General features: G+C 70.8%; 32 protein-coding genes. 17 read left to right on the forward strand and 15 right to left on the reverse strand.

The window, feature by feature from the left end:
• The first annotated feature begins 14 nt into the window (after positions 1-14).
• The 4 genes from AC0HS0_RS14995 to AC0HS0_RS15010 are packed head-to-tail and all read left to right on the forward strand — an operon-like array spanning position 15 to position 3074.
• The gene (locus AC0HS0_RS14995; protein WP_472964849.1) at positions 15-419 is read left to right on the forward strand and encodes a TOBE domain-containing protein; all 405 of its coding nucleotides are present in this window, start codon (positions 15-17) and stop codon (positions 417-419) included.
• An 11-nt stretch (positions 420-430) separates the two neighbouring features.
• Positions 431-1240 carry a molybdate ABC transporter substrate-binding protein gene (modA, locus tag AC0HS0_RS15000; RefSeq protein WP_472964850.1) on the forward strand — a complete coding sequence of 270 codons (810 nt, stop codon included), beginning with the start codon at positions 431-433 and terminating at the stop codon, positions 1238-1240.
• Complete coding sequence (locus tag AC0HS0_RS15005; protein WP_472964851.1) at positions 1237-2040, forward strand: ABC transporter permease; 804 nt, start codon at positions 1237-1239, stop codon at positions 2038-2040. Before modA ends, AC0HS0_RS15005 begins: the two co-directional genes overlap by 4 nt.
• Entirely contained in the window at positions 2037-3074 is a 1038-nt protein-coding gene (locus AC0HS0_RS15010) for a sulfate/molybdate ABC transporter ATP-binding protein (RefSeq protein WP_472964852.1), read from the forward strand. The genes AC0HS0_RS15005 and AC0HS0_RS15010 overlap by 4 nt, the downstream gene beginning before the upstream one ends.
• 84 nt (positions 3075-3158) lie before the next feature.
• On the opposite strand, the gene AC0HS0_RS15015 is transcribed toward AC0HS0_RS15010, so the two are convergent.
• The 3 genes from AC0HS0_RS15015 to moaA form a co-directional block, all read right to left on the reverse strand.
• A complete protein-coding gene (locus tag AC0HS0_RS15015) occupies positions 3159-3497 on the reverse strand; it encodes a hypothetical protein (RefSeq protein ID WP_472964853.1) in 339 nt (112 codons plus the stop codon).
• Positions 3498-3561: 64 nt separating this feature from the next.
• Positions 3562-3813 carry a MoaD/ThiS family protein gene (locus AC0HS0_RS15020; protein ID WP_055919320.1) on the reverse strand — a complete coding sequence of 84 codons (252 nt, stop codon included), beginning with the start codon at positions 3811-3813 and terminating at the stop codon, positions 3562-3564.
• A complete protein-coding gene (gene moaA, locus AC0HS0_RS15025) occupies positions 3806-4870 on the reverse strand; it encodes a GTP 3',8-cyclase MoaA (protein WP_472964854.1) in 1065 nt (354 codons plus the stop codon). The genes AC0HS0_RS15020 and moaA overlap by 8 nt, the downstream gene beginning before the upstream one ends.
• Positions 4871-4933: 63 nt before the next feature.
• Between moaA and AC0HS0_RS15030 the strand changes: the two genes are divergently transcribed.
• The 6 genes from AC0HS0_RS15030 (at position 4934) to AC0HS0_RS15055 (ending at position 10708) form a co-directional block, all read left to right on the forward strand.
• Entirely contained in the window at positions 4934-5527 is a 594-nt protein-coding gene (locus tag AC0HS0_RS15030; RefSeq protein WP_472964855.1) for a sulfite oxidase-like oxidoreductase, read from the forward strand.
• Positions 5524-6276: a ferredoxin reductase gene (locus AC0HS0_RS15035; RefSeq protein WP_472964856.1), complete on the forward strand. Its 753-nt coding sequence runs from the start codon at positions 5524-5526 to the stop codon at positions 6274-6276. Before AC0HS0_RS15030 ends, AC0HS0_RS15035 begins: the two co-directional genes overlap by 4 nt.
• A gap of 5 nt (positions 6277-6281) precedes the next feature.
• Positions 6282-6536: a DUF6510 family protein gene (locus tag AC0HS0_RS15040; RefSeq protein WP_472965008.1), complete on the forward strand. Its 255-nt coding sequence runs from the start codon at positions 6282-6284 to the stop codon at positions 6534-6536.
• Between the two features lie 41 nt (positions 6537-6577).
• Positions 6578-8074, forward strand: coding sequence for an SDR family NAD(P)-dependent oxidoreductase (locus tag AC0HS0_RS15045; protein WP_472964857.1), 1497 nt, complete (start codon positions 6578-6580; stop codon positions 8072-8074).
• A 127-nt stretch (positions 8075-8201) separates the two neighbouring features.
• Positions 8202-10226, forward strand: a complete 2025-nt coding sequence (locus tag AC0HS0_RS15050; protein ID WP_472964858.1) for an APC family permease — start codon at positions 8202-8204, stop codon at positions 10224-10226.
• A gap of 47 nt (positions 10227-10273) precedes the next feature.
• Entirely contained in the window at positions 10274-10708 is a 435-nt protein-coding gene (locus AC0HS0_RS15055) for a DUF1622 domain-containing protein (protein ID WP_472964859.1), read from the forward strand.
• Between the two features lie 18 nt (positions 10709-10726).
• Here the strand turns inward: AC0HS0_RS15055 and AC0HS0_RS15060 are convergent, their stop codons facing one another.
• The gene (locus AC0HS0_RS15060; protein WP_472964860.1) at positions 10727-11104 is read right to left on the reverse strand and encodes a DUF5997 family protein; all 378 of its coding nucleotides are present in this window, start codon (positions 11102-11104) and stop codon (positions 10727-10729) included.
• A 54-nt stretch (positions 11105-11158) separates the two neighbouring features.
• Between AC0HS0_RS15060 and AC0HS0_RS15065 the strand changes: the two genes are divergently transcribed.
• Both AC0HS0_RS15065 and AC0HS0_RS15070 read left to right on the forward strand, forming a co-directional pair.
• Positions 11159-11848 (forward strand): LysR family transcriptional regulator substrate-binding protein, encoded by a 690-nt coding sequence (locus AC0HS0_RS15065; RefSeq protein WP_472964862.1) that lies wholly within the window; start codon positions 11159-11161, stop codon positions 11846-11848.
• A 46-nt stretch (positions 11849-11894) separates the two neighbouring features.
• Positions 11895-13223, forward strand: a complete 1329-nt coding sequence (locus AC0HS0_RS15070; RefSeq protein ID WP_472964863.1) for an alpha-hydroxy-acid oxidizing protein — start codon at positions 11895-11897, stop codon at positions 13221-13223.
• A gap of 33 nt (positions 13224-13256) precedes the next feature.
• Here the strand turns inward: AC0HS0_RS15070 and AC0HS0_RS15075 are convergent, their stop codons facing one another.
• The 5 genes from AC0HS0_RS15075 to AC0HS0_RS15095 form a co-directional block, all read right to left on the reverse strand.
• Positions 13257-13664 carry a cupin domain-containing protein gene (locus tag AC0HS0_RS15075; protein WP_472964865.1) on the reverse strand — a complete coding sequence of 136 codons (408 nt, stop codon included), beginning with the start codon at positions 13662-13664 and terminating at the stop codon, positions 13257-13259.
• Between the two features lie 11 nt (positions 13665-13675).
• Complete coding sequence (locus AC0HS0_RS15080; RefSeq protein ID WP_472964866.1) at positions 13676-14602, reverse strand: NADP-dependent oxidoreductase; 927 nt, start codon at positions 14600-14602, stop codon at positions 13676-13678.
• Between the two features lie 74 nt (positions 14603-14676).
• Positions 14677-15210 (reverse strand): P-loop nucleotide/nucleoside kinase family protein, encoded by a 534-nt coding sequence (locus AC0HS0_RS15085; protein WP_472964867.1) that lies wholly within the window; start codon positions 15208-15210, stop codon positions 14677-14679.
• Positions 15211-15215: 5 nt separating this feature from the next.
• On the reverse strand, positions 15216-16244 hold the full coding sequence (locus tag AC0HS0_RS15090; RefSeq protein WP_472964869.1) for a 6-phosphofructokinase: 1029 nt from the start codon (positions 16242-16244) through the stop codon (positions 15216-15218).
• A gap of 139 nt (positions 16245-16383) precedes the next feature.
• On the reverse strand, positions 16384-17004 hold the full coding sequence (locus AC0HS0_RS15095) for a CYTH domain-containing protein (RefSeq protein WP_472964870.1): 621 nt from the start codon (positions 17002-17004) through the stop codon (positions 16384-16386).
• 74 nt (positions 17005-17078) lie between these two features.
• Here AC0HS0_RS15095 and AC0HS0_RS15100 point away from each other — a divergent pair, with 74 nt between their 5' ends.
• Positions 17079-17474, forward strand: a complete 396-nt coding sequence (locus AC0HS0_RS15100; RefSeq protein ID WP_472964872.1) for a DUF3224 domain-containing protein — start codon at positions 17079-17081, stop codon at positions 17472-17474.
• A 59-nt stretch (positions 17475-17533) separates the two neighbouring features.
• Positions 17534-17722, forward strand: coding sequence for a hypothetical protein (locus AC0HS0_RS15105; protein ID WP_472964873.1), 189 nt, complete (start codon positions 17534-17536; stop codon positions 17720-17722).
• Positions 17723-17731: 9 nt separating this feature from the next.
• Here the strand turns inward: AC0HS0_RS15105 and AC0HS0_RS15110 are convergent, their stop codons facing one another.
• The 3 genes from AC0HS0_RS15110 to AC0HS0_RS15120 form a co-directional block, all read right to left on the reverse strand.
• Positions 17732-19906 carry a DEAD/DEAH box helicase gene (locus tag AC0HS0_RS15110; protein WP_472964874.1) on the reverse strand — a complete coding sequence of 725 codons (2175 nt, stop codon included), beginning with the start codon at positions 19904-19906 and terminating at the stop codon, positions 17732-17734.
• Positions 19907-20076: 170 nt separating this feature from the next.
• Positions 20077-20412, reverse strand: a complete 336-nt coding sequence (locus AC0HS0_RS15115) for a DUF6804 family protein (protein ID WP_472964875.1) — start codon at positions 20410-20412, stop codon at positions 20077-20079.
• 80 nt (positions 20413-20492) lie between these two features.
• Positions 20493-21113 carry an RbsD/FucU domain-containing protein gene (locus AC0HS0_RS15120; protein ID WP_472964876.1) on the reverse strand — a complete coding sequence of 207 codons (621 nt, stop codon included), beginning with the start codon at positions 21111-21113 and terminating at the stop codon, positions 20493-20495.
• Between the two features lie 65 nt (positions 21114-21178).
• Here AC0HS0_RS15120 and AC0HS0_RS15125 point away from each other — a divergent pair, with 65 nt between their 5' ends.
• From AC0HS0_RS15125 to AC0HS0_RS15135, 3 genes are all read left to right on the forward strand, one after another.
• A complete protein-coding gene (locus AC0HS0_RS15125; RefSeq protein ID WP_055919275.1) occupies positions 21179-21457 on the forward strand; it encodes a metal-sensitive transcriptional regulator in 279 nt (92 codons plus the stop codon).
• Position 21458: 1 nt separating this feature from the next.
• Positions 21459-21986: an O-acetyl-ADP-ribose deacetylase gene (locus AC0HS0_RS15130; protein ID WP_472964877.1), complete on the forward strand. Its 528-nt coding sequence runs from the start codon at positions 21459-21461 to the stop codon at positions 21984-21986.
• Between the two features lie 68 nt (positions 21987-22054).
• Complete coding sequence (locus AC0HS0_RS15135) at positions 22055-23341, forward strand: M20/M25/M40 family metallo-hydrolase (RefSeq protein ID WP_472965009.1); 1287 nt, start codon at positions 22055-22057, stop codon at positions 23339-23341.
• Positions 23342-23362: 21 nt separating this feature from the next.
• Here AC0HS0_RS15135 and AC0HS0_RS15140 read toward each other — a convergent pair whose 3' ends face one another.
• Genes AC0HS0_RS15140 through AC0HS0_RS15150 form a run of 3 tightly spaced genes read right to left on the reverse strand, consistent with a single transcriptional unit; the run spans position 23363 to position 26389 of the window.
• A complete protein-coding gene (locus AC0HS0_RS15140) occupies positions 23363-23956 on the reverse strand; it encodes a GDSL-type esterase/lipase family protein (RefSeq protein ID WP_472964878.1) in 594 nt (197 codons plus the stop codon).
• 52 nt (positions 23957-24008) lie between these two features.
• Positions 24009-24869 carry an aldehyde dehydrogenase family protein gene (locus AC0HS0_RS15145; protein ID WP_472964879.1) on the reverse strand — a complete coding sequence of 287 codons (861 nt, stop codon included), beginning with the start codon at positions 24867-24869 and terminating at the stop codon, positions 24009-24011.
• The gene (locus tag AC0HS0_RS15150) at positions 24866-26389 is read right to left on the reverse strand and encodes an aldehyde dehydrogenase family protein (RefSeq protein WP_472964880.1); all 1524 of its coding nucleotides are present in this window, start codon (positions 26387-26389) and stop codon (positions 24866-24868) included. The genes AC0HS0_RS15145 and AC0HS0_RS15150 overlap by 4 nt, the downstream gene beginning before the upstream one ends.
• Positions 26390-26401 lie beyond the last annotated feature (12 nt).

Consider the following 26401-nt stretch of genomic DNA (forward strand, 5'->3'; position numbering starts at 1 on the left):
CTAGAGTTCTTGTCATGCCGCAGATACGGGTTAAGGACGCCGCCGCGTTTCTCGGGGTGAGCGACGACACCGTGCGCCGTTGGATCGACGCCGGGGTGCTGACGAGCGCGAAAGACGAAGGCGGGCGAACGGTCGTCGACGGTCTTGAGCTCGCCAGGATCGCCAAGCAGAACGCCGTGCTGCCGCCGGACCCGTCCAATGTCGGCCGCTCCGCACGCAACCGGTTCGTCGGGATCGTCACCGACATCGTCATGGACAAGGTCATGGCGCAGGTCGAGCTGCAGTGCGGGCCGCACCGCGTCGTGTCGCTGATCAGCAGCGAGGCCGTACGCGATCTGGGACTGGAGCTGGGCTCCGTCGCTGTCGCCGTCGTCAAAGCCACCAACGTCATCGTCGAGACCGCAGCGGTCAAGGAATGAGGAGCACCGGAATGAGCACCAGAACGAGGGCGCGCAGCAGACTCGCGATCGCTGGAGCAGCGCTCGCGGCCGTGCTGCTCGCCGCGACCGGCTGCTCGTCCACCGCGTCCGCGCCGGCGTCGCAGACACCCACGAAGCACGCGATCACGGGCACGATCACCGTCTTCGCCGCAGCCTCCCTCACCAAGACCTTCACCGAGCTCGGCCGGGAGTTCGAGAAGACGAACCCCGGCAGCACCGTCACGTTCAGCTTCGCCGGCTCCTCCGACCTGGTCACCCAGCTGAGCGGAGGCGCTCCCGCCGACGTCTTCGCCTCGGCGGACGAGAACAACATGAAGAAGGCCGTCAGCGCCGGAGTCACCAGCGGCGACCCCGTCGACTTCGCGACGAACGTGCTGGCGATCGCCGTGCCGCCGGGAAACCCGGCGCACATCACGTCGTGGGCCGACCTCGCCAAACCGGGCGTCAAGACGGTCGTCTGCGCGCCGCAGGTGCCGTGCGGCGCCGCGACCGTCAAGGTCGAGGCGAACACCGGCGTTACCCTGGCCCCGGTGAGCCAGGAGTCGTCGGTGACCGACGTGCTCGGCAAGGTGTCCTCCGGGGAGGCCGACGCCGGCGTCGTCTACGTCACCGACGTCAAGGGCGCGGGCAAGAGCGTCGACTCGGTTCCGTTCCCGGAGGCGAAGGCCGTCGTCAACACCTACCCGATCGTCGCGATCAAGCAGGGGCCGAACGCCACCGGCGGCGCCGCGTTCATCGCGTACGTGACCGGGCCCGAAGGAAAGAAGGTGCTCGAAGCCGCCGGTTTCGGCACGCCGTGACCCGGCGACGCCCGCCGGGCGGCACCACGACGGGCATCCCGGACTGGATCCTCGTCGTCGCCGCGCTCGGCGCACTTTTCGTGCTGCTGCCCGTGATCGCGATGGTGACGCGCGTGAACTGGGCGCAGTTCGGCGCCCTCATCACCTCGCAGGAGTCGATCGACGCGCTCCTGCTCAGTCTGCGCACGTCGGTGACCGCGACGGTGGCCTGTCTCGTGCTCGGCATCCCCATGGCCGTCGTACTCGCCCGTGTGCCGTTCCGCGGACGCGGGCTCGTGCGCGCCATCGTGCTGCTGCCGCTCGTGCTGCCGCCGGTGGTCGGCGGGATCGCGCTGCTGGCCCTCTACGGCCGGCGCGGCCTGCTCGACGGCGCGATCCCGATCGCGTTCTCGACGCCGGCCGTCATCATCGCGCAGACGTTCGTCGCACTGCCGTTCCTCGTGCTCAGCCTGGAGGGCGCGCTGCGGACGACCGGCGAGCGCTACGAGGCCGTCGCCGCGACCCTCGGCGCGGGGCCGTCATCGGTCCTGTTCCGGGTGACGCTCCCGCTGGTCACCCCGGCCATCGTCTCCGGCGCGATCCTGTCGTTCGCCCGCGCGCTCGGTGAGTTCGGCGCGACGCTGACCTTCGCCGGCAGCCTCCAGGGCACCACCCGCACCCTCCCCCTCGAGATCTACCTGCAGCGCGAGACCGACCCGGACGCCGCGATCGCCCTGTCGCTGGTGCTCATCGCCGTCGCGATCGCCGTCGTCGCGGTCGCGCACGGCGCGGGCGAGCCCCTGCGCCGGAGGACGACATGACGCTGCGCCTCTCGGCCCAGGTGGCCGAACGCGACGTCGACGTCGAACTGAGCCTGGCCTCCGGCGAGACACTCGCCCTGCTCGGCCCCAACGGCGCGGGCAAGTCGACCGTGCTCGGCGTGCTGGCCGGCCTGATCCGGCCCGACGGCGGCAAGGCGACGCTGGGCGAGGAGACCCTCTTCGACCTCCCCTCGACCTGGCTGCCGCCGCACAGGCGCGCCATCGCCCTGCTGGCTCAGGACGCCCTGCTGTTCCCGCATCTGACCGTGCGCAGGAACGTCGAGTTCGCCCCGCGGTCGTCCGGGGCTTCGCGCGCCGAGTCCCGCGCGAAGGCCGACGAGTGGCTGAGCCGCACCGGTGTCCATCCGTTGGCCGACCGCCGGCCGAGCGGGCTCTCCGGAGGCCAGGCCCAGCGGGTGGCGATCGCGCGTGCGCTGGCCGCCGAACCGGACCTCATCCTCCTGGACGAGCCGCTCGCCTCCCTCGACATCGCCGTCGCGGGAGAGCTCCGCGGAATGCTGGCGGAGGTGCTCGCCGGGCGCACCGCCATCGTCGTCACGCACGACGCGCTCGACGCCTATCTGCTTGCGGACCACGTCGCGGTGCTGCAGGGTGGGCGCGTCGTCGAGCAGGGCGCGGCGCGGGAGGTCCTGACCCAGCCTCGGCACCCGTTCACGGCCGAGCTCGCCGGACTCAGCCTCGTCACCGGGGCGCGGACGGCGAGCGGCCTGCTGACCGACGACGGCCTCGCGCTCGACGGTGCGCCGACAGCGCCGATCCCGGAGGGCCGTGCCGTCACCGCCGTGGTGCGGCCGTCGTCGGTGACCCTGCGGGCGGGCGCGCCCGTCGAGGGCGCGGCGGGCATCGCCGCCATCGTGACCGCCCTCGAGCCGCGCGACGACCTCGTGCGTGTGCGCACCGACCGCCTCACGGCTCTGGTGCCCGCCGCCGTCGTCGCCGAGTTGCGCCTCACGATCGGCGCGCGCGTCACGCTCACCGTCCCGCCCGCCGAGGTACGCATCTCCCCCGCCTGACGCCCTGAGTACCGAGTGATTTGCGCCGAATGTGGCGTTACGCAGCGCCCAACGGCACATTTGCCGCAAATCACGTCCTCGTCGTCAGTGGGAGCCGAGCTGCATGCCCGCTGTCGAGTAGCCGCCGACGGGGTTCTTCGACGGCTGCGGCTCGTCGAACGCCGGGTTCGCTTTGCCCGGGAGGCTCTGCAGGACCACCCGCGACCGCACCGCGCCGACGATCGCGACCGCGCACGCCGCGACCAGCACGACACCGGCGGCGACGAGCGCCCAGCCGGCCGCTTCGCCACGGGTCAGCAGCACGATCCCGAACGGCAGCACCGCCCACGCGGCGACACCCGCGAGGACCGCGGCCACGATCAGCAGCCGGACCCGTGCTCTCCGCCTGGCGACCCGATCGAACTCCTGCATGTGCGCGCTCATGGCGACCTCCCCCGGTCAGGCCGAAGCCTGTTGACCGGAGCATACTGCACGAGCACCGGAGGGATCAGCCTCCCGCGAATGGCGGCAGCACGTCCACCCGCTCGCCGATCACCGCGGCGGGGTCGCGCGAGACCACGCCGTCGACCAGGAACGACCCGTTCCGCAGCACGAGCCGCATCGCGTCGCCGTAGCGGTTCGCGAGCTCCTCGCGCAGCGCGGCCACCGTGGGCTCGCTCAACGCCAGGCGCTCCTCCTCGCGTCCCGCGGCCTCCTCGGCCGCCGCGAAGTATCGCACCAGCACAGCCGTCTCAGCCACCGATCGCTCCCATGCTCCGAACCGGAGGCACGAACCCGGCGCGCTCCATCCCGTGCCCGGACTGCTTGTTCCACATCGCGCCGCGCCACCAGCGGGCGATCTCGGCGTCGTCCGCGCCACCGCGCAGCAGCCTCCGGAGGTCCGTCTCGTCGTCGCCGAACAGGCACGAGCGCACGGTGCCCTCCGCCGTGATCCTGGTGCGGTCGCACGCCGCGCAGAACGACCGCGTCACCGACGCGATGATGCCGACGGTCTGCGGACCGCCGTCGACCAGCCACTCCTCCGCAGGCGCCGACGGATCGTCGCGGCCGACCTCCTGCAGCTCGAACCGGGTGCGGAGGACGCCGAGCAGCTCCTCCGCGGAGACCATGTTCTCGCGCATCCAGGTGTGGTCCGCGTCCAACGGCATCTGCTCGATGAACCGCAGCCGGCAGCCGTGGTCGAGCGCCCAGGCCAGGAGGTCGGGAGCGCCCGCGAGGGTCTGGCGCATCATCACGGCGTTGAGCTTGAGGGGGGTGAGCCCCGCAGCGTGCGCAGCGGCGATCCCGGCGAACACGGCGGGAAGCCGGTCCCGTCGGGTGAGCGCGGCGAAGTGCTCGCGATCGACCGTGTCGAGCGAGATGTTGACGCGGTTCAGTCCGGCGGCCACCAGTGCGGGCAGCCGATGGTCGAGCCCGATGCCGTTGGTGGTGATGCTGATGTCGAGGTCGGGGGCGGCCGCGTGCGACAGCCCGATGATCTCGGCCAGGTCGGCGCGCATGAGCGGCTCGCCTCCGGTGAAGCGCACCTCGCGGATGCCGAGGTCGTCTGCGCCGATGCCGACCAGCCGTGCGATCTCGGCGGGCGTGAGGAGGTCGTCGCGCGGGATGGCCGGAAGCCCCTCGGCCGGCATGCAGTACGTGCAGCGCAGCGAGCACTTCTCGGTGACGGAGACCCTCAGGTCACGCGCGACCCGGCCGAACTGGTCGACGAGTCCGGCCACGTCGGGTCGCCCGTCCACCCGCGGCTCCGCGCCGGCGCGGGTGCTGCGCGGGAGTCCGAGGTTGACGGCGGTCATGCCATCAGCGTAGACCGACGGAGGCTGTAGACCAGCGGTCGGTCCCCGGAATAAGCTGCGCGCATGGGAATCATCTCGTCCGGCTTCCTCGGCCGGCGACGCTCCGAGGACCCGCGTCTCCCACCCGGTCAGTACCTGACGGAAGGCTTCCCCGTGCTCTCCGCCGGGCCGACGCCGCGCATTGCGAAAGACGACTGGGCGTTCACGATCACGACCGAGAAGGGCGTGGTGCACCGCTGGAGCTGGGACGAATTCCTGGCTCTGCCGCAGGACGATGTCGGCACCGACATCCATTGCGTGACCAGCTGGTCGAAGCTCGGGACGTCGTGGCGCGGCGTCGCGCTCGACACGCTGTTCGAGAACGTCGACACCGACTACGAGTTCACGATGGCGCACTCGTACGGCGGCTACACGACGAACGTGCCGCTGAAGGACCTCCTCGACGGCAAGGCCTGGGTCGCCCACACCTTCGACGGCAGCGACCTCCCGCCCGAGCATGGCGGCCCTGCGCGCCTGCTGGTGCCGCACCTGTACTTCTGGAAGAGCGCCAAGTGGGTCAGCGGGCTCGAGATGCTCCCGAAGGACGAGCCCGGCTTCTGGGAGCAGAACGGCTACAACATGTACGGGGATCCCTGGAAAGAAGAGCGCTACTGGTGACGACGGCGTGGCGGGTGGCCGAGGTCGTGGCCGCGCACGAAGAGACGGCGACCGCGCGCACCATCCGGCTGCGCATCCCGGGGCTCGCGGGCCATCTGGCGGGCCAGCACGTGGACGTCCGCCTCACGGCGCCCGACGGCTACCAGGCGGTGCGCTCCTACTCGATCGCGTCGGCCTCCGGCGCGGGCGGCCTGGCGCCGGACGAGCTCGAGCTCACTGTGGAGGAGCTGCCCGACGGCGAGGTGTCGCCGTACCTCGTTCACGGGCTCGGGGTGGGCGACCAGCTGGAGGTCCGCGGCCCGGTCGGCGGCTGGTTCGTCTGGCGCACCGCCGACGACGGCCCCGTGCAGCTGATCGCGGGCGGCTCGGGTGTGGTGCCGTTGATGTCAATGGCCCGGGCGCACGCCGCCGCGGGAAGCGCGGCGCCGTTCCGGCTGCTCTACTCAGCGCGGACGCCGATGTCGGTCTACTACCGCGACGAGCTGATGGCGCTCGGCGAGGGTGCCGCTCCCCTGCACGTCGACTACGTGTACACGCGGGAGGCACCGCTAGACTGGCCGGTCGCCGCCGGCCGACTGACGGCCGAGGCGCTGGGCTCGCTCGTGCTCCCGGCCGCGGACTCCCCCGCGTTCTACCTCTGCGGGTCGACCCCGTTCGTGGAGGCCGTCTCCGGCTGGCTCGTCGACGCCGGGCACGACCCGGACCGCATCCGCACCGAACGCTACGGCGGGATCGGAGGGGCACAGTGAGCGACATGGACTACCTCGACGGCAACGCGGCCGCCGGGTTGCTCTCCGAGGTGTTCGCGGTCGACGTCACCTCCGCTCGGGCGAAGTGCGCCCACTGCGGCGACGTGGCGGTGATCGCGCAGGCGCACCTCTACACCGACGACCACGGGATGGTGCTGCGCTGCCGCGTCTGCGGCGATGTGGTGGCGATGGCGTCGGAGCGAGCCGGCCGGCTCTGCCTCGACCTGCGCGGCCTCAGCTGGCTCGAGCTGGAGGTCTGAGCCCTCAGCCGGCGGTCATCCGCTGCCCGTACAATCGTCCGGTGCCAGCCGAAACCTCCGCGAGCCTCGACCCCGACGATCTCGCGACGACCCTCCGCGTCCTCGCCCAGCTTCACGAGCTCGACCAGGAGCATCCCGACTTCGTCTCGGTGCGCCGGGCGACCGCGCACATGTTCAAGGCCGTCAAGCAGGCCAGGCGGCGTGAGCTGCGAGAGGCGGAGCTCGCCGCCGACCGCGCCGTGATCGCCGCGACCGCCACCGGCGCGCCCGACCGCATCGACGACGAGACGCGCGGCCGCGACCTGACCTCCCCGACCACCGGGGCGACGACGGCCGGCACCCTCCTCAACTCGCAGGCCTGCTACATCTGCAAGCAGCACTACATGCACGTCGACTGGTTCTACCACCAGCTCTGCCCGTCGTGCGCCGCCTTCAGCCACGCCAAGCGCACGGCGCGCACCGACCTGACCGGCAAGCGCGCCCTCCTCACCGGAGGCCGCGCCAAGATCGGCATGCACATCGCGCTGCGACTGCTCCGCGACGGCGCCGACCTCACCATCACCACGCGCTTCCCGCGCGACGCGGTGCGCCGGTTCTCGCAGCTGCCCGACGCCTCCGAATGGCTGCACCGGCTGCGCGTCGTCGGCATCGACCTCCGCGACCCCGCCCAGGTGATCGGCCTCGCCGACTCCGTCGCCTCGCGTGGCCCGCTGCACGTGCTCATCAACAACGCCGCGCAGACGGTCCGCCGCTCCCCCGGCTCGTACTCGCTGCTGGCGGAGGCCGAGTCGCACCCGCTGCCGGACGGCCCCCTGCCCGCGCTCGAGACCTTCGGTCACACCGCGGACCCGCACCCGCAGGCGCTGCAGGCGTCGGTCGCCGCGCACCCGCTGCTCTCGTCGGCGAACGTGCGCGGCACGGTCGCCGAGCTCGTCGGCGCCGCGGCGCTCACAGCCGACGACCTCGCCTCGGCCGCGATGGCGGCCGGCTCGTCGTCGCTGGAGCGCCACCACGACGGCACCGCGATCGACGCGGGCGGATTGGTGCCCGACATGCAGCGCGTCAACACCTGGACCCAGGCCGTCGGCGCCATCGACCCGCTCGAGCTGCTGGAGGTGCAGCTCTGCAACACGACCGCTCCGTTCATCCTGATCGACCGCCTCCGCCCGTCGCTCGCCGCCGCCGGCCGCTCGTACGTGGTGAACGTGTCGGCCATGGAGGGTGTCTTCGGCCGCCGTTACAAGGGGGCGGGGCACCCGCACACCAACATGGCCAAGGCGGCGCTCAACATGCTCACCCGCACGAGCGCCCAGGAGCTGTTCGACACCGACAACATCCTGATGACGAGCGTCGACACCGGCTGGATCACCGACGAGCGCCCGCACTACACGAAGGTCCGCCTGGCCGAGGAGGGCTTCCACGCCCCGCTCGATCTGGTCGACGGCGCCGCCCGCGTCTACGACCCGATCGTGCGCGGCGAGTCCGGCGAGGACCTCCAGGGCGTCTTCCTGAAGGACTACAAGCCCTCCGCGTGGTGAGGCCCCGGCCCCACTAGACTGGCGTGCGGCATCGCGGGGAGGCCGGAGCGACCTCCGCGAAGGTCCGTCTTCCAGGCGCCTGCGTGCAGAACGTACAGTGAGCACGAAGGCAAACGAAGGGCAGCCGATGTCGAGCAGTTCCCCCTCTGGCGACAAGGCGCAGGGCGTTCGGCCCCGGGAGGCCGTCCCCCTTCCCGGGCAGGCGTATCCCGTCGCGTCCCAGACGGTGCACGGCGGCCGGTTCAAGCACTGGCTGCTCCGCGGCATGGTCGACGAGAAGGGCACCCAGCAGGGGCCGCACGGCCAGAACCCGGAGCGCACGCACTCCTGGTGGCAGGTCATGTGCCTCACCGGCGTGGACTACTTCTCGACCCTCGGCTACCAGCCCGCCATCGCCGCTCTCGCGGCGGGTCTCATCTCGCCGTTCGCCACCCTGGTGCTCGTCGCTCTGACGCTGCTCGGCGCCCTCCCCGTCTACCGCAGGGTCGCCCGCGAGAGCTTCCGCGGGTCCGGCTCGATCGCGATGCTGGAACGGTTCCTCCCGTGGTGGGCCGGCAAGCTGTTCGTGCTCGTGCTGCTCGGGTTCGCCGCGACCGACTTCATGATCACGATCACGCTGTCGGCCGCCGACGCGTCGGCTCACGCCATCGAGAACCCGTTCGCCCCGTCCTGGTTCCACGGCAACAACGTCATCATCACTCTCGTGCTGCTCGCCCTGCTGGGCGCCGTCTTCCTCAAGGGGTTCCGCGAGGCCATCGGCATCGCCGTCGTCCTGGTCGCCGTCTACCTCGCGCTCAACGTCGTGGTGGTGTCCACCTCCATCGTCGAGGTGTTCCACCACCCGACGGCGGTCGACGACTGGTGGAGCGCTCTGTTCCAGCAGAACGGCAATCCGCTCGTCATCGTCGGCGTGGCCCTGCTGGTGTTCCCGAAGCTCGCGCTGGGCCTCTCCGGCTTCGAGACCGGAGTCGCCGTCATGCCGCAGATCAAAGGCAAGCCGGACGACGACCCCAACCACCCCGAAGGCCGGATCAAGGGGGCGCACAAGCTGCTCACCACGGCGGCCATCATCATGAGCGTCTTCCTCATCACGTCCAGCTTCACGACGACGCTGCTCATCCCGCAGAAGGAGTTCCAACCGGGAGGCGCCGCCAACGGCCGCGCGCTCGCGTATCTGGCGCACGAGTACCTCGGCAACGCCTTCGGAACGGTCTACGACATCAGCACCATCCTCATCCTGTGGTTCGCGGGCGCCTCGGCGATGGCCGGCCTCCTCAACCTGGTGCCGCGCTACCTGCCGCGGTACGGGATGGCGCCGCAGTGGGCACGCGCCGTGCGTCCGCTCGTGCTCGTCTTCACCGCGATCGCCTTCCTCATCACCCTGGTCTTCGACGCCAACGTCGACGCCCAGGGCGGCGCGTACGCGACCGGCGTCCTGGTGCTGATCACGTCGGCCTCCCTCGCCGTGAGCCTCTCCGCCTGGCGCAAGAAGCAGCCCAAGCGCACGGTGGTCTTCGCGATCATCACGGCGATCTTCGTCTACACGACGATCGACAACATCATCGAGCGGCCCGACGGCCTCCGCATCGCGACCCTGTTCATCCTGGCCATCCTCGTCGTCTCGATCGTGTCGCGCATCGGCCGGTCGTTCCAGCTGCGCGCCACCAGCGTCACCTTCGACGTGTCAGCACTCGACTACATCCTGGAGGACGCGGAGGAGGGCGAGATCCGCATCATCTCGCACGAGCCCGACGTCGACACCACCAAGGAGTACGAGGAGAAGAACAAGGACGAGCGCCGGTTCAGCCACATCCCGCAGCGCTCCCGCACGATCTTCCTCGAGGTGATGAAGTCCGACTCATCGGACTTCGAGGAGGACCTCGTCGTGCACGGCGTGGTCAAGTACGGGTACCGGGTGCTGCAGGTGACGAGCGGCAACGTGCCCAACACCATCGCCGCGGTCCTCCTCGAGATCCGCGACGTGACCGGGGTGGTGCCGACGATCTACTTCGAGTGGACGGAGGGCAACCCGATCTCGAACATGTTCCGCTATCTGATCACGGGCGGCGGGGAGGTCGCGCCGGTGACGCGCGAAGTGCTGCGGGAGGCCGAGAAGGACGTCAAGCGGCGCCCGGCCGTGCACGTGGCCTGAGCGGCACGCCTCTCACCGCGCAGCACACGCTGTGGCACGATGACCGCATGGACACCCACGCGTTCTTCGAGGCGGTTGGCGTCGCGTTCGAGTTCGCCGGCGTCGCGGCGCTGGCGGTCGGGTTCGTCGTCGCGCTCGCGATCTCGCTATCCGTCTGGGTGCGCCGGCGCAGCGGACGCGACGCGTTCCGCACGCTGCGCGAGAGCTTCGGCGGCGTGATCCTGCTCGGCCTGGAGCTGCTCGTCGCCGCCGACCTGGTCAAGACCGTCACGTCGAACCCCACCCTGACCGACGCGCTCGTGCTCGGGATCATCGTGCTCATCCGCACTATCCTGAGCTTCTCGCTGCAGGTCGAGATCGACGGCGTGGCCCCATGGCGACGTGCGTTCGTCACTGGTCCGGAGGTGCTGGCGCACGCGGTGAAGAAGGCTGGAGCCGGAGGGCAGGACGCGTCAGCCGCGACGAGCACGCCGCAGATCTGACCCTTCAGCCCCGCGGATTCAGCCGCGGGCGGCGCGCTCCGCGTTGCGCTGCTTGACGCGCGCGTTCTCGGCGCGCACCTGCGCCTGGGTCGCCCGCTCGGCCACCAGCCACGCGGGCGGGTCGGCGAGGAGTGCCTTGATCTCGGCCGTCGTCAATGGCTCGGTCACGCCTCCCCGGGCCAGGCCGGAGTTGCTCACGCCCAGCTTGCGCGAGACGACGTCGCGTGGGTGCGGCCCGTCGGCGCGCAAGGCGACCAGCCACTCCGGCGGGTTCGCGTTCAGCTCGTCGAACTCGCTGCGGCTGATCTCGCGGTCGCGGAACTCCTCCGGCGCCGCCGACAGGAGGATGCCGAGCTTCTTGGCCGCGGAGGCCGCCTTCATGGTCTGGTCCTTCATGGGTTCAAGGGTATCGTCCGCCGACCCCTCCGGCCGTTCGGTAGCCTGGCCTGCATGGCCTCCCGCTTCACCCTCGCGTTCCCGCTCGGCGTCACGATCGGCAAGTGGACGCGCCTCTTCGCCGAGCGGCAGCCGACCGTCGAACTGGTGGTGCGGCCGTCGGACGACCCGCTCGCGCTCCTGGAGGCCGGCGAGGCGGACATGGTGTTCGCGCGCGACGCCCGGGCGCAGGACGACCGGCATCTCATCCCGCTCTACTCCGAGGACGTCGTGGTGGTCATGAACCACGAGCACCTGCTGACCCTCGTGGAGAAGCTGCACCTGGCCGACCTGGAGGGCCAGCCTCGGGTGGAGGGCGAACCGTCCGAGGCGCTGATGCGCAGCGTCGCGGAGGGCGACGGCATCGCGCTGATGCCCGCCTCCGTGGCCAAGGCGCTGCGGCGCAAAGACGTGGAGGCGGTCCGGCTGCAAGACGGCCCGGTCTCGCATGTGGGCCTCACCTGGCCGCGCGACCATCAGCATCCCCTCGTCGACGAGTTCATCGGCATCGTGCGTGGCCGCAAGGCGCACAGCTCGCGCAACCCGGAGGTCGCGGCCACGCAGGCCGCCCAGTCGGTGCAGGACGCCAAAGCGGCCAAGGCGGCGAAGGTGGCGGCCACGCAGTCCGCACGGGCCGCGAAGCAGGCCAGGCGCGCGGCGGCGGCGAAGCGGTCTTCGGGCAAGCGCCCCCGGCCGAAGCGCTGATCGAATTGGCCGAAGCGCTGATCGAATTGATGGGGAGAATGGCTGCATGACGGGCAACGACGGCAGCGCGAACACGCTCACGACGAGCATCGGCACCAGCATCGGACGTGCAGCGCAGAGCGCCGTCTACCGCGCGGGCGTGGCCGGCAGGCGCCCCGCGATCCCCGTCGCGTTCCCCGAGCTGGAGCGGGCTGCGCGCCGACGTCTGTCGCGGGCCGCGTACGCGTACATCGCCGGCTCCGCCGGGCTCGAGCGCACCGACGCCGCCGACACCGCCGCTTTCGGCCGGCATCGCATCCTCCCGCGCGTGCTGCGCGACGTCGCGGAGCGCGACCTCTCGACCGAGCTGTTCGGCCGCACCCTGACCGCTCCCCTGCTGCTGGCGCCGATCGGCGTGCTCGAGCTCGCCCGCCGAGGCGGCGACACCGCTGCCGCCCGAGCCGCTGCGGCGGAGGGCGTGCCCTTCACGATCTCCAACCAGGCCTCGGCGCCGATGGAGGACGTCGCCGCCGCGATGGACGCGGTCCGTCCCGGCGCCCCACGCTGGTTCCAGCTCTACTGGAGCTCGTCGCGCGACCTGGTCGCCAGCCTCGTGGAGCGAGCGGAGGCCAGCGGTTGCGAGGCGATCGTGGTCACCCTCGACACCCACGTGCTCGGCTGGCGCCCCCGCGACCTCGCCCTCGGCTACCTCCCGTTCAGCCGCGGGCTCGGCATCGCCCAGTACACCAGCGACCCGGTGTTCCGCGGGCTCGTGCGCGAGCGGATGTCCACCGCGGGACCGCGCAAGCGCACACCGGTCACGCCCGCTGCGGTCGCGTCGTTCGCGAGCATCCTGCGCCACCACCCCGGCGAGTTGCGGCAGAACCTCCGCTCGGGTGAACCGCTCGCGGCGGTGGAGACCTTCCTCGACGTCTTCGCCGACCCCTCCCTCGACTGGCGCGACCTCGCCTTCCTGCGCGAGCGCACCCGCCTGCCGATCGTGCTGAAGGGCGTGCTGCACCCCGACGACGCCCGGCGCGCCATCGACGCGGGTGTGGACGCCGTGCAGGTCTCGACGCACGGCGGTCGCCAGATCGATGGGGAGGTCGCGGCGCTCGGCGCACTGCCCGGCGTCGTGGAGGCGGTCGCCGGTCGCCTCCCCGTGCTCTTCGACAGCGGGATCCGCGGCGGCGCCGACGCGGTCATCGCGCTCGCCCTCGGCGCGCGCGCCGTCGCGATCGGCAGGCCGTACGCGTACGCGCTAGCGGTCGCGGGCGAGCGAGGTGTGCGCGAACTGCTCAGGAACGTCCTCGCGGAGCTCGACATCACACTGGGCCTCGCCGGAGTGCGTCGCGTGGCCGAACTGGACGCGTCCGCGCTCGCGGGGCGACCGTAGCGCGTCCCGTCCGTGCCGCTACGCCGCTACGCCTTACGCCACTGCGGCCGCGATCAACGACAGCAGCGCCTGAGCATACGCCGTCGCCGCATCGTCCTCCTCGAAGAACCGCTCGGCGCCCTCGAGCTCCAGTGTCACCCGATAACCGTCCGGCGTGCGCGCGAGGTGGCGGAACGACCCGCCGAGCAGCTCGCGAAGCTGGTCCTCCCGCGGGATCCAGAGAGCGTCCTCGACCGCGAGCGAGTCGAGCGCCCACTCGGTCGTGCCGTTGAACCCCAGGATCGTGCCGGTGTCGAAGTGATGCGGCTCGATCGTCATCTCGCTGACGGTGAACCGCTCGCCTCCCATGCCCGGCCGGTCGATGGCGAAGGTGTCGCCCGACGCCGGCTGCCAGCGCAGGCCGGCCGCACGAAGCAGGCGTGCGATGTCCTCGTCGATCATGGTGGATCCTCTCAGTCGGTGACGATCACGATCTTGCCCCGCACATGCCCGGCCTCCAGACGCCCGTACGCCTCGGCGGTGCGCTCGATCGGGAAGATCGAGTCGATCGGCAGCATGATCTCGTTCTGGGCCAGGAGGTCGGCGAGCTCAGCGAGCTGCGCGTTGCCGGCCGTGCGGCCTCCCACGGTGCGGGCGCCGCGTGCGGACGGGCCGAACGCCGCGATCGTGTTGATCCGCTCGGGAGGCACACCCAGTTCGATCGCCGCATCGATCGTGTCGGCGCCGTGGTTGTCGAGCACGGCCGTCACGGTCTCGCCGTCGTCGAGGAGCTCCCTGACCCGCTCCGCGAGCCCGTCGCCGTAGGCCACCGGCGTGATGCCGAGCGTCTCGAGGAACTCGTGGTTGTCCTCGCTCGCGGTGCCGATCACGGTCGCGCCGCAGTGCACGGCCAGCTGTGCGGCCAGCACCCCGACACCGCCGGCGGCTGCGCTCACCAGCACCACGTCGTTCTCGTTCAGATCGAGGGAGGCGTCGCTGGCCATCGCCGTGCGCCCGACGACACCGAGCGAGCCGGCGACCTCGAAGGTCAACGGGTCGGGCTTCTCGATGATCTGGCCGTCCTCCGGAACCACGACGAAGTCGGCGATCGACGCGAACGGGGCTGTGCCGAGCACGGCCTGACCCGGCTGGAAGCGCGTAGCGCTCTCACCGACCTCCTCCACGAACCCGGCGAAGTCCTGCCCCATGCCGCTCGGCAGAGTGACGCCCATGCGCGCCGCAGCCTGCTCACTGCGGTAGGCCTTGTAGTCCATCGGGTTCAGACCGGCGGCCAGCACCCGCACGAGGACCTGACCGGGACCGGGCCACGGCCGCTCGCGCTCCACGAGGTGGAGGTAATCCCGGGATCCGAACTCCTCGAGCTGGATGAATCTGGGCACGGCCGCTCCCTTCCACTGGTACGCAGGAGCCTAGCCCTGCGTCGTCCGGGACGGCAGGGACCCTGGCGGACCTCTCAGCGAAGGGCCGCCGCGATGGCGGCGACCGTGTCCTCCGACGCGCCGTTCGCGTCGACCCACGTCGCGCCCGGCCGGGTCGACCGCAGTGCCTCCAGCGACCGGATCAGGTCGGGCACATCGGCCGGCCCGACCAACCCGTTGTTGACGGTGTGCTCCGGGCGCGTCGGCGACTGCGCGCGACCGTGCAGCCGTGCGGCCAGGTGCTCGGCGTCCACCTCGAGGACAAACTCGTGGAAGGGAACCGAGCGGCGCAGGGCCAGCCCCTCGAGCGCCTCCAGGAACTCCGGACGCGCGAGGTACTGCCCGACGAACACGCTCCTGCCGGAGCGGAGGTTCTCGTCTGCGAGGGCGATCGCCAGCCGGCGAGCATGGAGGCCGGACGCGGTCGGGTCCGACTCCCACCCGCCGAGCGCGTGCTTGAGCTGGTCGACGTCGAGCGCCAGCGCCAGCGGCTCGTGCTCGGCCAGGGCGCGCGCCACTGTCGACTTCCCCGAGCCCGGGGCGCCGTTGATCACGACGAGGCGCGCCACCACGGTCAGCCGAAGAGGAGCGCGGCCTCTTCGTAGCGCGCCGGAGGAACCGTCTTGAGGCCGCCGGTCGCGTCGGCGATCGACACGTTGACGACGTCGGTGCCGCGCAGCGACACCATCGAGCCCCAGCGGCCCTCGTACGCGGCGTCGACCGCGGCCATGCCGAGGCGCGTGGCGAGCACGCGGTCGTAAGCGCTCGGGACGCCGCCGCGCTGCATGTGGCCGAGGACGGACGCGCGCGACTCGATGCCGGTGCGCTCCTCGATCATCGGTGCCAGCAGGTCGCCGATGCCGCCGAGGCGCGGACGGTTGAAGGCGTCGAGTCCCTTGTGCGAGTGCGCCTCCTCCATCGTGTCGAGGTGGAAGCCCTCGGAGACGACGATGACGGGTGCGCGGCCGCGGTCGCGCACCGACTCGACCCACTCGCAGATCTGCTCGATCGACTGCGGCTGCTCCGGGATCAGGATGGCATGGGCGCCGCCGGCCATACCCGAGTGCAGCGCGATCCAGCCGACGTGGCGGCCCATGACCTCCACGACCATGCAGCGCTGGTGCGACTCCGCCGTGGTGCGCAGGCGGTCGATCGCCTCGGTGGCGATCTCGACGGCCGTGTCGAAGCCGAACGAGTAATCGGTCGCGGCGAGGTCGTTGTCGATGGTCTTGGGGACGCCGACGATCTTCAGACCCGCGTCGGTGAGCCGGCGCGCCGCGGTGAGCGTGCCCTCACCGCCGATCGCGATGATCGCGTCGATGCCGTGCTCGTCCATCATCCGCTGGATGTTCTCGGGGCCGCCCTTGTCGCCCTCGAACGGGTTGGTGCGGCTGGAGCCGAGGATCGTGCCGCCCTGACGCGAGAGCCCGCGGACACTGTGGCGGTCGAGCGGCATGATGTCGCCCTCGACGACGCCGCGCCAACCGTAGCGGAACCCGGCGAATTCCGAGCCGTACACGCGGTCGCCCTTGAGGACGGCCCCGCGGATGACCGCGTTCAGCCCGGGACAGTCGCCACCGCTCGTGAGGATGCCGATCTTCATGCTGCTCCGTTCCTCGGTGCGCTGCTGTGCGAGTCAGTGCGCGCCGTCTGCTCTGTTTGACGCCCCTGTGCTGCATTGCACCCCTGAGCATCATGCCCGACGCATACCGGAGCGCCAAAATCCGGTCGGGCGGCGCCCGTCAGAGGCCGAGGGCGCGCTGCAGCTTGGAAGCGCTCGCCGAGGGGCGCGCACCGGCGGCCAGCAGCTCGGCCTCGATGCCGTCGAGCAGTGCGGTGCGCCGCTCGCGCGAGTCGGGCGCCCCGCTCAACAGCTCGACCTCCCACTCGCGCCAGGCGTCGGTGGCGCCGGTGCGGAGGTTCTCGCTGCGGACGTGGTCGTCGCACAGCTCGGCCAGCTCGAAGCCGGCAGCGTCGGTGAGCACCCTCGTGTCGCGCACGTTCGTCACCCGGGCGACGGGCACCAGCCGGCCGTCGCCGAGCTCATCGGCGATGACCTCCAGCAGGTCGGAGGGCGGCTGCTCGCCGTCGCCGAGCGGCCAGTGCAGCTCGGGCCTGCCTTCGTCTCCCGGCGGCAGCTTGACGTGCCAGCCTTCGTCGGATCCCCCGCGCCGGGACCGCACGGCGATGCGCTGACGGGCGAGCACGAGGTCCTCCGTGTCGTAGTACGTCGCGACCAGCTCTGCGGTGTGGGGCTCGCCCTCGACGGCCACCGCCCCGACGCCGACGAGAGGGGGGGTGGGGAGGTCGGCGTCCACGTCGTACTTGCGCTCGATCTCGAGCTGGGAGCGGTGCTTCGCCATGTCCCCTGTTTAGTCCACTTCGGCCGAGTCACGAAATCACGCCGGCCGCGGACACCGTTCTCTATGCTCTCGACATGGAGAATCCGACGACCATCACCGCCCGTTTCGAGGTCACCGGCTGGGACCAGGAGGAATTGGCCGGCATCCCCGGCGACTGGCTCGGAGCCGTCGTCATGCGCAAGACCTACACCGAGGGCCTCGTGGGCGAGTCGATCGCGCACTTCGTCTCGTCGGGCACCGAGGAGTCGGGGCGCGGCTACCTGGCTGCCGAGCGCATCACGGCCGCCCTCCCGGACGGCGGCTCCGGCTCGTTCACGGTGCACCACGGCGCCCTCCAGCACCCCGACGACCCGTCGGCATTCGGCTACATCGTGCCCGGGACCGGAACCGGCGCCTTCGAAGGGTTCGCGGGCGCCGCGCGCATCCGGCACGACGACCGCGGCGCCTACTTCGTGTTCGAGCTCGACTGAGCTCTTCGATGGCGCAACCGGCTCTCCCGCGCTCGGGCGCGGCGAGGTACCCTCGTCGCATGAGCGACACCGAGCGCAACCAGGAGGACGACGACTTCCTCGAGGCGCAGGAGGGCGACTACGAGCCGGAGCCCGTCATCCACGACCCGGACGACCTCCCCGTCGACGACGACGAGGACGACGACCGCATCGTGCCCGACGACGACCGCCCGGTCCCGCTCGACCCCGACGACGCCGAGATCGCCTGACCCGTCAGCTCACGCTGCCAGCGCGTCCTCCAGCAGGTGGATGAGGGCGTCCAGCTGCACCGAGTCGGCCGAGCCGATCTCGACATCGCTGCCGTCGAGCGCGCGCGCCGCCAACCCCTGCTTGGAGTCGATCAGCTCGGCGATCTTCGAGTCGATCGTCTGCGCCGCGATGATCCGCCATGCCGTGACGGGCTCGTCCTGGCCGATGCGGTGCACGCGGTCGATCGCCTGCGTCTGCTCGGCGGCCGTCCACGAGAGCTCCGCCAGCACCACGTTCGAGGCCGCCTGGAGGTTGAGCCCGACGCCCGCCGCGGTGAGCGAGCAGACCGCGACCGCGACCTCCGGGTCGTTGTTGAACGCGTCGATCTCCTTCTGCCGCGCCAGCGCCGACTGGTCGCCGCGGATCGAGATCGTCTTGAGGTCGCGGGCGGCGAACGCCTCCTCCGCGGCGTCCATCACGTCGATGTGCTTCGCGAAGAAGACCACCTTGCCGACCGAGCGCGCCAGTTGGGCGGTGTAGTCGGAGGCGAGGCCGGCCTTCGCCTGACCGATCTTGCGGACCATGGTGAAGACGTTGTCGCCGGTCTTCGCCGACTTCGACTCCTCGAGCTCCGACTGGGCGACCAGGCGGATGAGGTGCTTGCGGTGGGCCTCGTCGTCACCGTCGAACGAGTCGGGCCGACCGGCGGCCGCCGCGCGGTGGAAGCGGGCCACCAGGCGCGCGGCGAGCTCCTTCTCGGCCTGCATGATCGAGCGGCCGAGGTCGTCGTCGAGCTCGACGGGGAGGTCGACGACACGCCGGCTCGGGAGGTCGGCGGCCACGTCGACCTTGCGCCGGCGGACGATGCCCAGGTCGATGACCGACTCACGTGCCGCGGCGTAGAAGCCGAAGTCGGCCGGGGTGAGCCCCGTCTCCTCCAGGCTCTCCATCAGCTCGGCGGTCGGCTTGTCGCCGTCGATCCAGCCGAGGAACTGCCAGATCGCCTTGAAGTCGTCGATGTCGTTGATGAGCGGCGTTCCGGTGAGCGCGATCAGCAGCGGGTCGGCCGCCTTCTCGCGGATCGCCTCCGCCAGCCCGAGCACGAGGCGGGAGCGCTGCGAGTGCAGGTTCTTGATGAAATGCGCCTCATCGACGACCATTCCCTGGAAGCCGAGAGTACGCAGCCACGAGAGGTGCCGGTCGAGCACCTCGTAGTTGACGATGACCACGTCGGCGAACGCGTCGAGACCTTCGCCGTCGCCGTGGATGACCGTGGCCCGGCGGTGCGGCGTCCAGCGCTCGACCTCCCGCACCCAGTTCATCTTGACGACGTTGGGCACGACGGCGAGCAGCGGGTAGGCGTTGGCCACGGACGCGCCGAGCACCGACTGCGCCGTCTTGCCGAGACCGGGCTCGTCGGCGAGGAGGAACCGGCGGTGCCCCTGCCGCACGCTCTCGATGAAGCGGGACTGGTGGTGCATGAGCTCCAGCCCGGGAGGCGAGTAGCGGTCGATCAGCGGCGCAGGCGGAAGCTCCATACTCGCGGCCTGGCCTCCCGCGCCGTACTCGAACGACTTGAACAGCGGACCGAGCAGCTCCCACGAGTCGAGGCGCCGGCGCGGGGCGGGTGCAGCCGTGGCGGCGCGGCTGAAGTCGGGGGCGAGGAACGGGTTGGAGAGCTGCCGGGCCTTCACCGAGGCGGGAACGACCTGCTTCTCGGCCAGCTCCGGCGGGATGACGCTGTCGGGAGCCACCGGTCGCTCCACCGTGATGATGAGATCGTCGGGGCTGAGCTCGGTGCCGGACTCCAGCAGCCAGTCGCGCCGGATCTTCTGCGCGGTGGCCGTGGGAGGCGCCTCGCTCTCGAGCAGCGAGATGAGGGAGGTGTCGCGCGCCGCGGTCTTGGCGAGGATCGTCGCGATGCCGTCGAGCCGCTTGAGCTGCTCGGCGCGGGAGGCGTCGCTCAGCTCCGGGTCGGCTTTGGCGCGGGCGCGCTCCTCACGCATGAGGAACGCGATCACCTGGAACTTGGTGCGGTTGGTCGGACCGAGCTTCTTGCCGTCCGCCGCCTTGGCCTCCACCTCGCGCACCTTGCGCGCGAGCACGGGGATGAGCCCGTCGTTGTTGGCGTGGCGGTTGCGCCGCTGCTGCTGCGGGCGACTCGCCGTGCGCTGATTCGACGTACGCTGACCCGATCGAGACATGGTCCTCCAGTGGAGGCGCCGCGCGCTGACAGAGGACGCGACGCCGTAGAGCGTGAGGGCCGGCGGTGCGGCAGGGAACGGAACCGAGTGGTCCGCACCGAGCATCGACGAACGCCGGGCGCACGGCAAAGGACCGCCGTGCAGGTTTCATTTTACCGTATGCGGACGCCTCAGCGACGTGTGTCGGCGGGAATCTTGATAGTGAGTCCCGCGATGACGAAGACCACCGCTGCCGCGAGACTGAGCACGGCGAGCGCCGGAGCGAGGCCGGGGATCGGCCAGATCGGGTTCCAGAGCACGGCGATCGGGATCAGCCCGACCAGCCACCACCTGCGCTTGGCCTGCCAGGCGAACACGCAGAGGATCAGCGCGAGCACGCAGACCGCGTACTGCACCCAGACGTACCAGGCCGCGAGTCCGAGGCCGAACAGCAGCGCGAGGGCGCCGATGAGCCCGGGCGCGAGAGCGGCGCGATTGTAGGCGGGCGGCTGCGGGGTGTATGGCACCTCACAACTCTAGGTGAACGGCCCGCGCCCCGGGACGAGACCTCTCCCGGGGGCGCGGACGGCTGTTCGTGCGATGCGCCTCAGAGGATTCCGCGGCGGAACAGGAACGCGCACGGCGGCGCGTCCGATCCCACGCGGACGATGACTGCGGAACGCGACGCGAGCTCGACGAACGGCTCGAGGTCGAGCCGGGCCATCGGGATGCGACGGAGCTCCGCGTCCGAGGCGATGCCGTTCACCGCGAAGGCGACGTCGGGAACGTCGTACGGCTCGCCGGCGAGGTCGAGGAAGACGATCGGCGACGGGTCTGCGGTGTCGAGCGGGAACACACTGAGGATGGCCTCTGCGGCGGCTTCAGTGGTGACGTCCTCCCCCAGGTGGACGATGGGCGCATTCAATGATTCTTCTGGATAGCCGCTGCCGACAAGGGTAAGTGTGTCGCCATCCTTCAAAGAGTCGAGCGCACTCAAGAGCGCACCAGACAGCAGCGGGCTGAGGTTCTTCAGCAAAGTCGGGCCTTTCCTGTAAAACGAATATTTCTCAACCCCTACAGGGAGGATAGACCAGGCGGTATGTCCTCCCACACCCCCCGTTAGGGGGTGTCTTGACGGCGCGCCGTTCCGCATCACGACGCGGATCCCTCCGATCTGATACGTCTGCATGAACTTCGCAGCATATGACGATCGCTCATCATGCATCATCGTGAATACGAGCGCGCCCTCCGATACCTGGCCGGGGTATCGTCGGACCGCGGTATCCTGGTGCCGTGATCGCAGACATCAAGAAGCGGGCCCTCCACCGCACGCGCATCCTCGAGGGGCAGCTCCGCGGCCTGGAGAAGATGATCGAGAACGAGGACTACTGCGTAGACATCATCACTCAGTCCCTCGCCATCCAGAAGTCGCTCGGCTCGCTCAACAAGCTCCTGGTCGAGAACCACCTCAAGACCCACGTCTCGGCGATGTTCGAAGAGGGCGGCGACCAGCGCGACGACGCCATCCTCGAACTCCTCAAGGTGTACGAGCTCTCGAACAACCGCGGCTGACGTGTCGGACCCCATCGAGATCGTCCGAGGCGACATCACCGAACAGGCCGTCGACGCCGTCGTCAACGCGGCCAACAGCTCGCTGCTCGGCGGTGGCGGCGTCGACGGCGCCATCCACCGCCGCGGCGGCCCCGCGATCCTCGCCGCCTGCCGCGACTTGCGCGCCACCACGCTGCCCGCCGGTCTCCCGACCGGCCAGGCCGTCGCAACCACCGCGGGCGATCTCCCCGCCCGGTGGGTCATCCACACCGTCGGGCCGGTCTGGGCGCGCAGTGAGGACCGCACGCCCGACCTCCAGAACGCCTATCGTTCGTCCCTGCGGGTCGCCCGTGAGCTCGGCGCCGTCACCGTCGCGTTCCCCGCTGTCTCGGCGGGCGTCTACGGCTGGCCGATGGACGACGCCGCCCGCATCGCCGTCAGCACCGTGCGTGCCGTGCTGTCCTCCGGCGTCGGCTCGGTCGAGCTCGTGCGGTTCGTGCTCTTCAACGACGACGCGCTGTCCGCGTTCCGCCGGGCGGCCGGCGAGTGACGGCTGCGAACGGGACGGCCGACGGCGCCGCCCTCGAGCGCTTCCGCGCGCTGCTGCGCATCCCCACCATGTCCCGCAATGCGGTCGACGAGACCGACTGGGCCGCGTTCGACGAGTTCGTCACCGCCCTGCCGACCCTGTACCCGTTACTGCACACCGCGCTCGAGCGCGAGCAGCTCGGCGACGGCGGCCACGCCCTCCTCTACCGCTGGCGCGGCCGCGACGCCGCCGCGGCCCCTGCCGTGCTCCTGGCCCACTACGACGTCGTGCCCGCCACCGCCGAGGGCTGGGCGCATCCTCCGTTCGCCGCCGACCTCACCGGGCAGGGCGACGAACGCCTGCTCTGGTCGCGCGGCACGCTCGACGACAAGGGGGCGGTCGTCGCCATACTGGAGGCCGTGGAGGCCCTCGTCGCCGACGGGTTCACTCCCGGGAGCGACGTCTACCTGTCTTTCGGGCACGACGAGGAGACCGTCGGCTCCGGGGCCCGCGCCATCGTCGCCGCTCTGCACGATCGGGGCGTGCGCCCAGCAGTCGTGGTCGACGAGGGCGGAGCGGTCGTCGAGAAGGTGTTCCCCGGCGTCCACAAGCCGATCGCGGTCGTGGGGGTGGGCGAGAAGGGCATCACCACCGTGCGGCTCACCGTCGAGCAGCAGGGCGGTCATGCGTCCACTCCCCCGCGGATGACGGCGACCGTCCGCCTGGCCAGGGCGGTCACTCGCGTGAACGCGCATCCATTCCCCTCCCGGCTGACCGAGACGAACCTGCGCATGGTCGAGACCCTGGGAGCGCACGCCAGCGGCCCACTGCGGTTCGTGTTCACGCGCGCGCGCCGCCTCCGACCGGTGCTGCGCGCCGTGTTCGCGCGCCTGAGCGACGAGACCCGCGCCATCGTGCGCACCACCACGGCCGTCACGCAGCTGCGCGGCAGCCTGGCGGCGAACGCGCTGCCCGAGACGGCGGAGGCGGTCGTCAACGTCCGGATCGCCGTCGGCTCGAGCGTGGCCGAGACCCTCGCGCATCTGAAGGACGCCGTCCACGACCCGCACGTGCGCATCGAAGCCGTCGACGCCAACGAGCCGTCGCCGGTGTCGCCGGTCTCCGGCCCGCAGTGGGAGCGCCTCGCTGCGGCGATCGGCGCAGTGCACCCGGACGCCGTCGTGACCCCGTACATCATGCTCGGCGCCAGCGACAGCCGGCACTTCACGACCATCAGCGACGCCGTCTACCGGTTCACTCCCTTCGAGATGAGCGCGGAGGAACGCGGCACCCTGCACGCCAGGAACGAACGCATCCGCGTCGCCACCTGGCTGCGCGGGATCACGTTCTACGAGACGCTGCTGCGGTCGCTCTGAGAGCGGCCCGGCGCTGGGAGGTCAGGCCGCCCCGCCGAGGTCGGGCAACTGGATGGCGCGACTGTTCGGCGGCAGCTGCCTGGCGCGCTCGAGACCGGGGACGAGCTCGTTGAGCCACGCCCGGTAGCCGTCGTCGTTCAGGTGCAGGCGGTCGTCGGTGAATGCGGGGTTCAGCTCGCCGTCCTCCAGAGCCATCGCCGGCCACAGGTCGAGCCACGCCGCGTGCACCGTCGGGGCGAACTGCCAGAGGTGGCGGTTGATGTCGCGGATCTGGTCGGCGAACTCGTGGCCGCGCGGCATCACCGACTGCACGAGGATGCGCGCCTCAGGCAGCTCCTTGCGCAGCGTCACCAGAATCGTCTCCACATTGCGGACGACGTGCTCGGCCGACCGCCGCCAAGCCAGATCGTTGGTGCCGATCAGCAGCGCGACCGTGCCGGGCTGCTCCTCGATCACGATACTCAGCCGGGCCACGACGTCGTCGGTCGTATCGCCGGCGACACCGTGGTTGCGGACATCCTCACCCGGCAGCCAGGCCACCCAGTCGCCGCCCTGCGTCAGACTGTCGCCCACGAGGGCGAGCGCTCCGTGTACCGATCCCCACCCGTCGCTCATCTTCCCATCCTCCCTCAGATGAGAGGGTGCGGGAAGGGAACCACAGGGGACTCTAAAGCAGCGACTTGGTGTGCCAGACGGTCTTCGTCTCGGTGAAGAATGCGATCCGGTCCAGCGACGGAGCCGCTGCGTCGGCTCCGTTCTCCGGGGCGAGCACGCGCTTGAGGGTGTCGGCCGCGGCGATCTGCAGGTCGACCCAATCGAGCGCTCCCGCGCCGACCAGATCCAGCGCGTTGACATCGGCGTGGGAGGCCAGCCACGGCGCGACCTCGGCAGGCGAACCGGTGAGGATGTTGACCACACCGCCGGGCACGTCGCTCGTCGCGAGCACCTCGCTCAGGCTGATCGCCGAGAGCGGGAAGCGCTCGCTCGCCACCACGACGACGGTATTTCCGGCGACCAGGGCCGGCGCGACCGCGCTGACGAAGCCGAGCAGGCTGGAGTCCTGCGGGGCGACGATCGCGACGACGCCCGTCGGCTCCGGCACCGAGATGTTGAAGTAGGGGCCGGCGACAGGGTTGGCGTTGCCCGCGACCTGCGCGAACTTGTCCGCCCAGCCCGCGTACCAGACCCAGCGATCGATCGCCTCGTCCACCTGCGCGCCGGCGGCAGCCGCCGATGCGCCCTCCGCCTTCTGGATCTCATCGACGAACTGCGCCCTGCGGCCCTCCATCAGCTCGGCGATGCGGTACAGCACCTGACCACGGTTGTACGCGGTCGCGCCGGCCCAGCCTGAGAGCGCGGCGCGCGCAGCGACGACCGCGTCGCGCGCATCCTTGCGGGAGGCCTTCGCGGCGTTCGCCAGGAAGGCGCCCTTCGTCGAGACGACCTCGTAGGTGCGCCCGGACTCCGAGCGGGGGAACTTGCCGCCGATGTAGAGCTTGTAGGTCTTCGGCACGGCCAGTCGGCTCATTTCGTGACTCCCTTGCGGGTGGAGGTGCGGGTGGAGGTGCGAGCGGCGGAGGTGCGTGCCGACGTGATGGCGGCGGGCAGCGACCGTCCCGGCACCAGGTAGGCTCCCAGACCGTGACGACCGCCCTCGCGGCCGTAGCCCGACTCCTTGTAGCCGCCGAAGGGGCTGGCCGGATCGAAGCGGTTGAACGTGTTGGCCCAGACGACGCCGGCGCGCAGCTTGTCGGCCACCGCGAGGATACGGCTGCCCTTGTCGGTCCAGATGCCGGCCGAGAGGCCGTACGGCGTGTTGTTCGCCTTCGCGATCGCCTCCGCCGGGGTGCGGAAGGTGAGCACCGACAGCACCGGCCCGAAGATCTCCTCGCGGGCGATCCGGTGGCTCGTCGACACGTTGTCGAAGATCGTCGGCGCGAACCAGAAGCCGTTCTCGGGGATCGCGCACTCGGCGGTCCAGCGCTCCGCGCCCTCCGCCTCTCCGATGTCGGAGAGCTCGCGGATGCGTTGCAGCTGCTCCGCGCTGTTGATCGCGCCGATGTCGGTGTTCTTGTCGAGCGGGTCGCCGAGGCGCAGCGTCGAGAGCCGGCGCTTGAGGCGGTCGACGACCTCGTCGTGGATGCTCTCCTGCACCAGCAGCCGGCTGCCTGCGCAGCACACGTGGCCCTGGTTGAAGAAGATGCCGTTGACGATGCCTTCGACGGCCTGGTCGATCGGGGCGTCGTCGAACACGATGTTCGCCGCCTTGCCGCCGAGCTCCAGCGTGAGCTTCTTCTCGGTTCCCGCCACCGAGCGCGCGATCTCGCGTCCCACTGCGGTCGACCCGGTGAAGGCGACCTTGTTCACGTCGGGGTGCGCGACCAGGTCGCGACCGGTCTCGCCCGCGCCCGTGACGATGTTGACGACACCGGCGGGGAGGTCGGCCTGCTGCACGATCTCCGCGAACAGCAGCGCGGTCAGCGGCGTGGTCTCGGCCGGCTTGAGCACGACGGTGTTGCCCGCCGCGAGCGCCGGGGCGATCTTCCACGCCAGCATCAGCAGCGGGAAGTTCCACGGGATGACCTGCGCTGCGACGCCGAGGGCGCGCGGCGCCGGGCCGAGTCCGGCGTGCTCGAGCTTGTCGGCCCAGCCGGCGTAGTAGAAGAACCAGGCGGCGACGAGCGGCACGTCGACGTCGCGGCTCTCCTTGATCGGCTTGCCGTTGTCGAGGCTCTCGGCCACTGCGAGCTCGCGGGCGCGCTCCTGGATGATGCGGGCGATGCGGAACAGGTACTTGCCGCGGTCGCTGCCGCTCATGCGCGACCAGACGCGGTCGTAGGCGCGGCGGGCAGCGGCGACGGCCCGGTCGACGTCGGCGGAGTCGGCCGTCGCGATCGTCGCGATGCGCTCCTCCGTCGCCGGGGAGATGGTCTGGAACGGCGTGCCGTGGCCGTCGACGAACTCGCCGTCGATGAAGAGGCCGTACTGGTCGCGCAGGTTCAGGATCGCGCGCGACTCGGGGGCCGGTGCGTACTCGAGGAAGCTCATGGTGTTGTCGTC

This window comes from Leifsonia sp. PARNA 1/14 (assembly GCF_055720965.1).

Coding starts and splice junctions, on each gene's coding strand:
- AC0HS0_RS15030 (WP_472964855.1), top strand. CDS start 4,934: ATGGGAATCATCTCGTCCGGCTTCCTCGGCCGGCGACGCTCCGAGGAC.
- AC0HS0_RS15090 (WP_472964869.1), bottom strand. CDS start 16,244: ATGAAGATCGGCATCCTCACGAGCGGTGGCGACTGTCCCGGGCTGAAC.
- AC0HS0_RS15075 (WP_472964865.1), bottom strand. CDS start 13,664: ATGATCGACGAGGACATCGCACGCCTGCTTCGTGCGGCCGGCCTGCGC.
- AC0HS0_RS15150 (WP_472964880.1), bottom strand. CDS start 26,389: ATGAGCTTCCTCGAGTACGCACCGGCCCCCGAGTCGCGCGCGATCCTG.
- AC0HS0_RS15140 (WP_472964878.1), bottom strand. CDS start 23,956: ATGAGCGACGGGTGGGGATCGGTACACGGAGCGCTCGCCCTCGTGGGC.
- AC0HS0_RS14995 (WP_472964849.1), top strand. CDS start 15: ATGCCGCAGATACGGGTTAAGGACGCCGCCGCGTTTCTCGGGGTGAGC.
- AC0HS0_RS15065 (WP_472964862.1), top strand. CDS start 11,159: ATGGCCTCCCGCTTCACCCTCGCGTTCCCGCTCGGCGTCACGATCGGC.
- moaA (WP_472964854.1), bottom strand. CDS start 4,870: ATGACCGCCGTCAACCTCGGACTCCCGCGCAGCACCCGCGCCGGCGCG.
- AC0HS0_RS15050 (WP_472964858.1), top strand. CDS start 8,202: ATGTCGAGCAGTTCCCCCTCTGGCGACAAGGCGCAGGGCGTTCGGCCC.
- AC0HS0_RS15110 (WP_472964874.1), bottom strand. CDS start 19,906: ATGTCTCGATCGGGTCAGCGTACGTCGAATCAGCGCACGGCGAGTCGC.
- AC0HS0_RS15145 (WP_472964879.1), bottom strand. CDS start 24,869: ATGAGCCGACTGGCCGTGCCGAAGACCTACAAGCTCTACATCGGCGGC.
- AC0HS0_RS15105 (WP_472964873.1), top strand. CDS start 17,534: ATGAGCGACACCGAGCGCAACCAGGAGGACGACGACTTCCTCGAGGCG.
- AC0HS0_RS15135 (WP_472965009.1), top strand. CDS start 22,055: ATGTCCCGCAATGCGGTCGACGAGACCGACTGGGCCGCGTTCGACGAG.
- AC0HS0_RS15070 (WP_472964863.1), top strand. CDS start 11,895: ATGACGGGCAACGACGGCAGCGCGAACACGCTCACGACGAGCATCGGC.
- AC0HS0_RS15010 (WP_472964852.1), top strand. CDS start 2,037: ATGACGCTGCGCCTCTCGGCCCAGGTGGCCGAACGCGACGTCGACGTC.
- AC0HS0_RS15120 (WP_472964876.1), bottom strand. CDS start 21,113: ATGATGCATGATGAGCGATCGTCATATGCTGCGAAGTTCATGCAGACG.
- AC0HS0_RS15015 (WP_472964853.1), bottom strand. CDS start 3,497: ATGAGCGCGCACATGCAGGAGTTCGATCGGGTCGCCAGGCGGAGAGCA.
- AC0HS0_RS15095 (WP_472964870.1), bottom strand. CDS start 17,004: ATGGCGAAGCACCGCTCCCAGCTCGAGATCGAGCGCAAGTACGACGTG.
- AC0HS0_RS15040 (WP_472965008.1), top strand. CDS start 6,282: ATGGACTACCTCGACGGCAACGCGGCCGCCGGGTTGCTCTCCGAGGTG.
- AC0HS0_RS15060 (WP_472964860.1), bottom strand. CDS start 11,104: ATGAAGGACCAGACCATGAAGGCGGCCTCCGCGGCCAAGAAGCTCGGC.
- modA (WP_472964850.1), top strand. CDS start 431: ATGAGCACCAGAACGAGGGCGCGCAGCAGACTCGCGATCGCTGGAGCA.
- AC0HS0_RS15100 (WP_472964872.1), top strand. CDS start 17,079: ATGGAGAATCCGACGACCATCACCGCCCGTTTCGAGGTCACCGGCTGG.
- AC0HS0_RS15055 (WP_472964859.1), top strand. CDS start 10,274: ATGGACACCCACGCGTTCTTCGAGGCGGTTGGCGTCGCGTTCGAGTTC.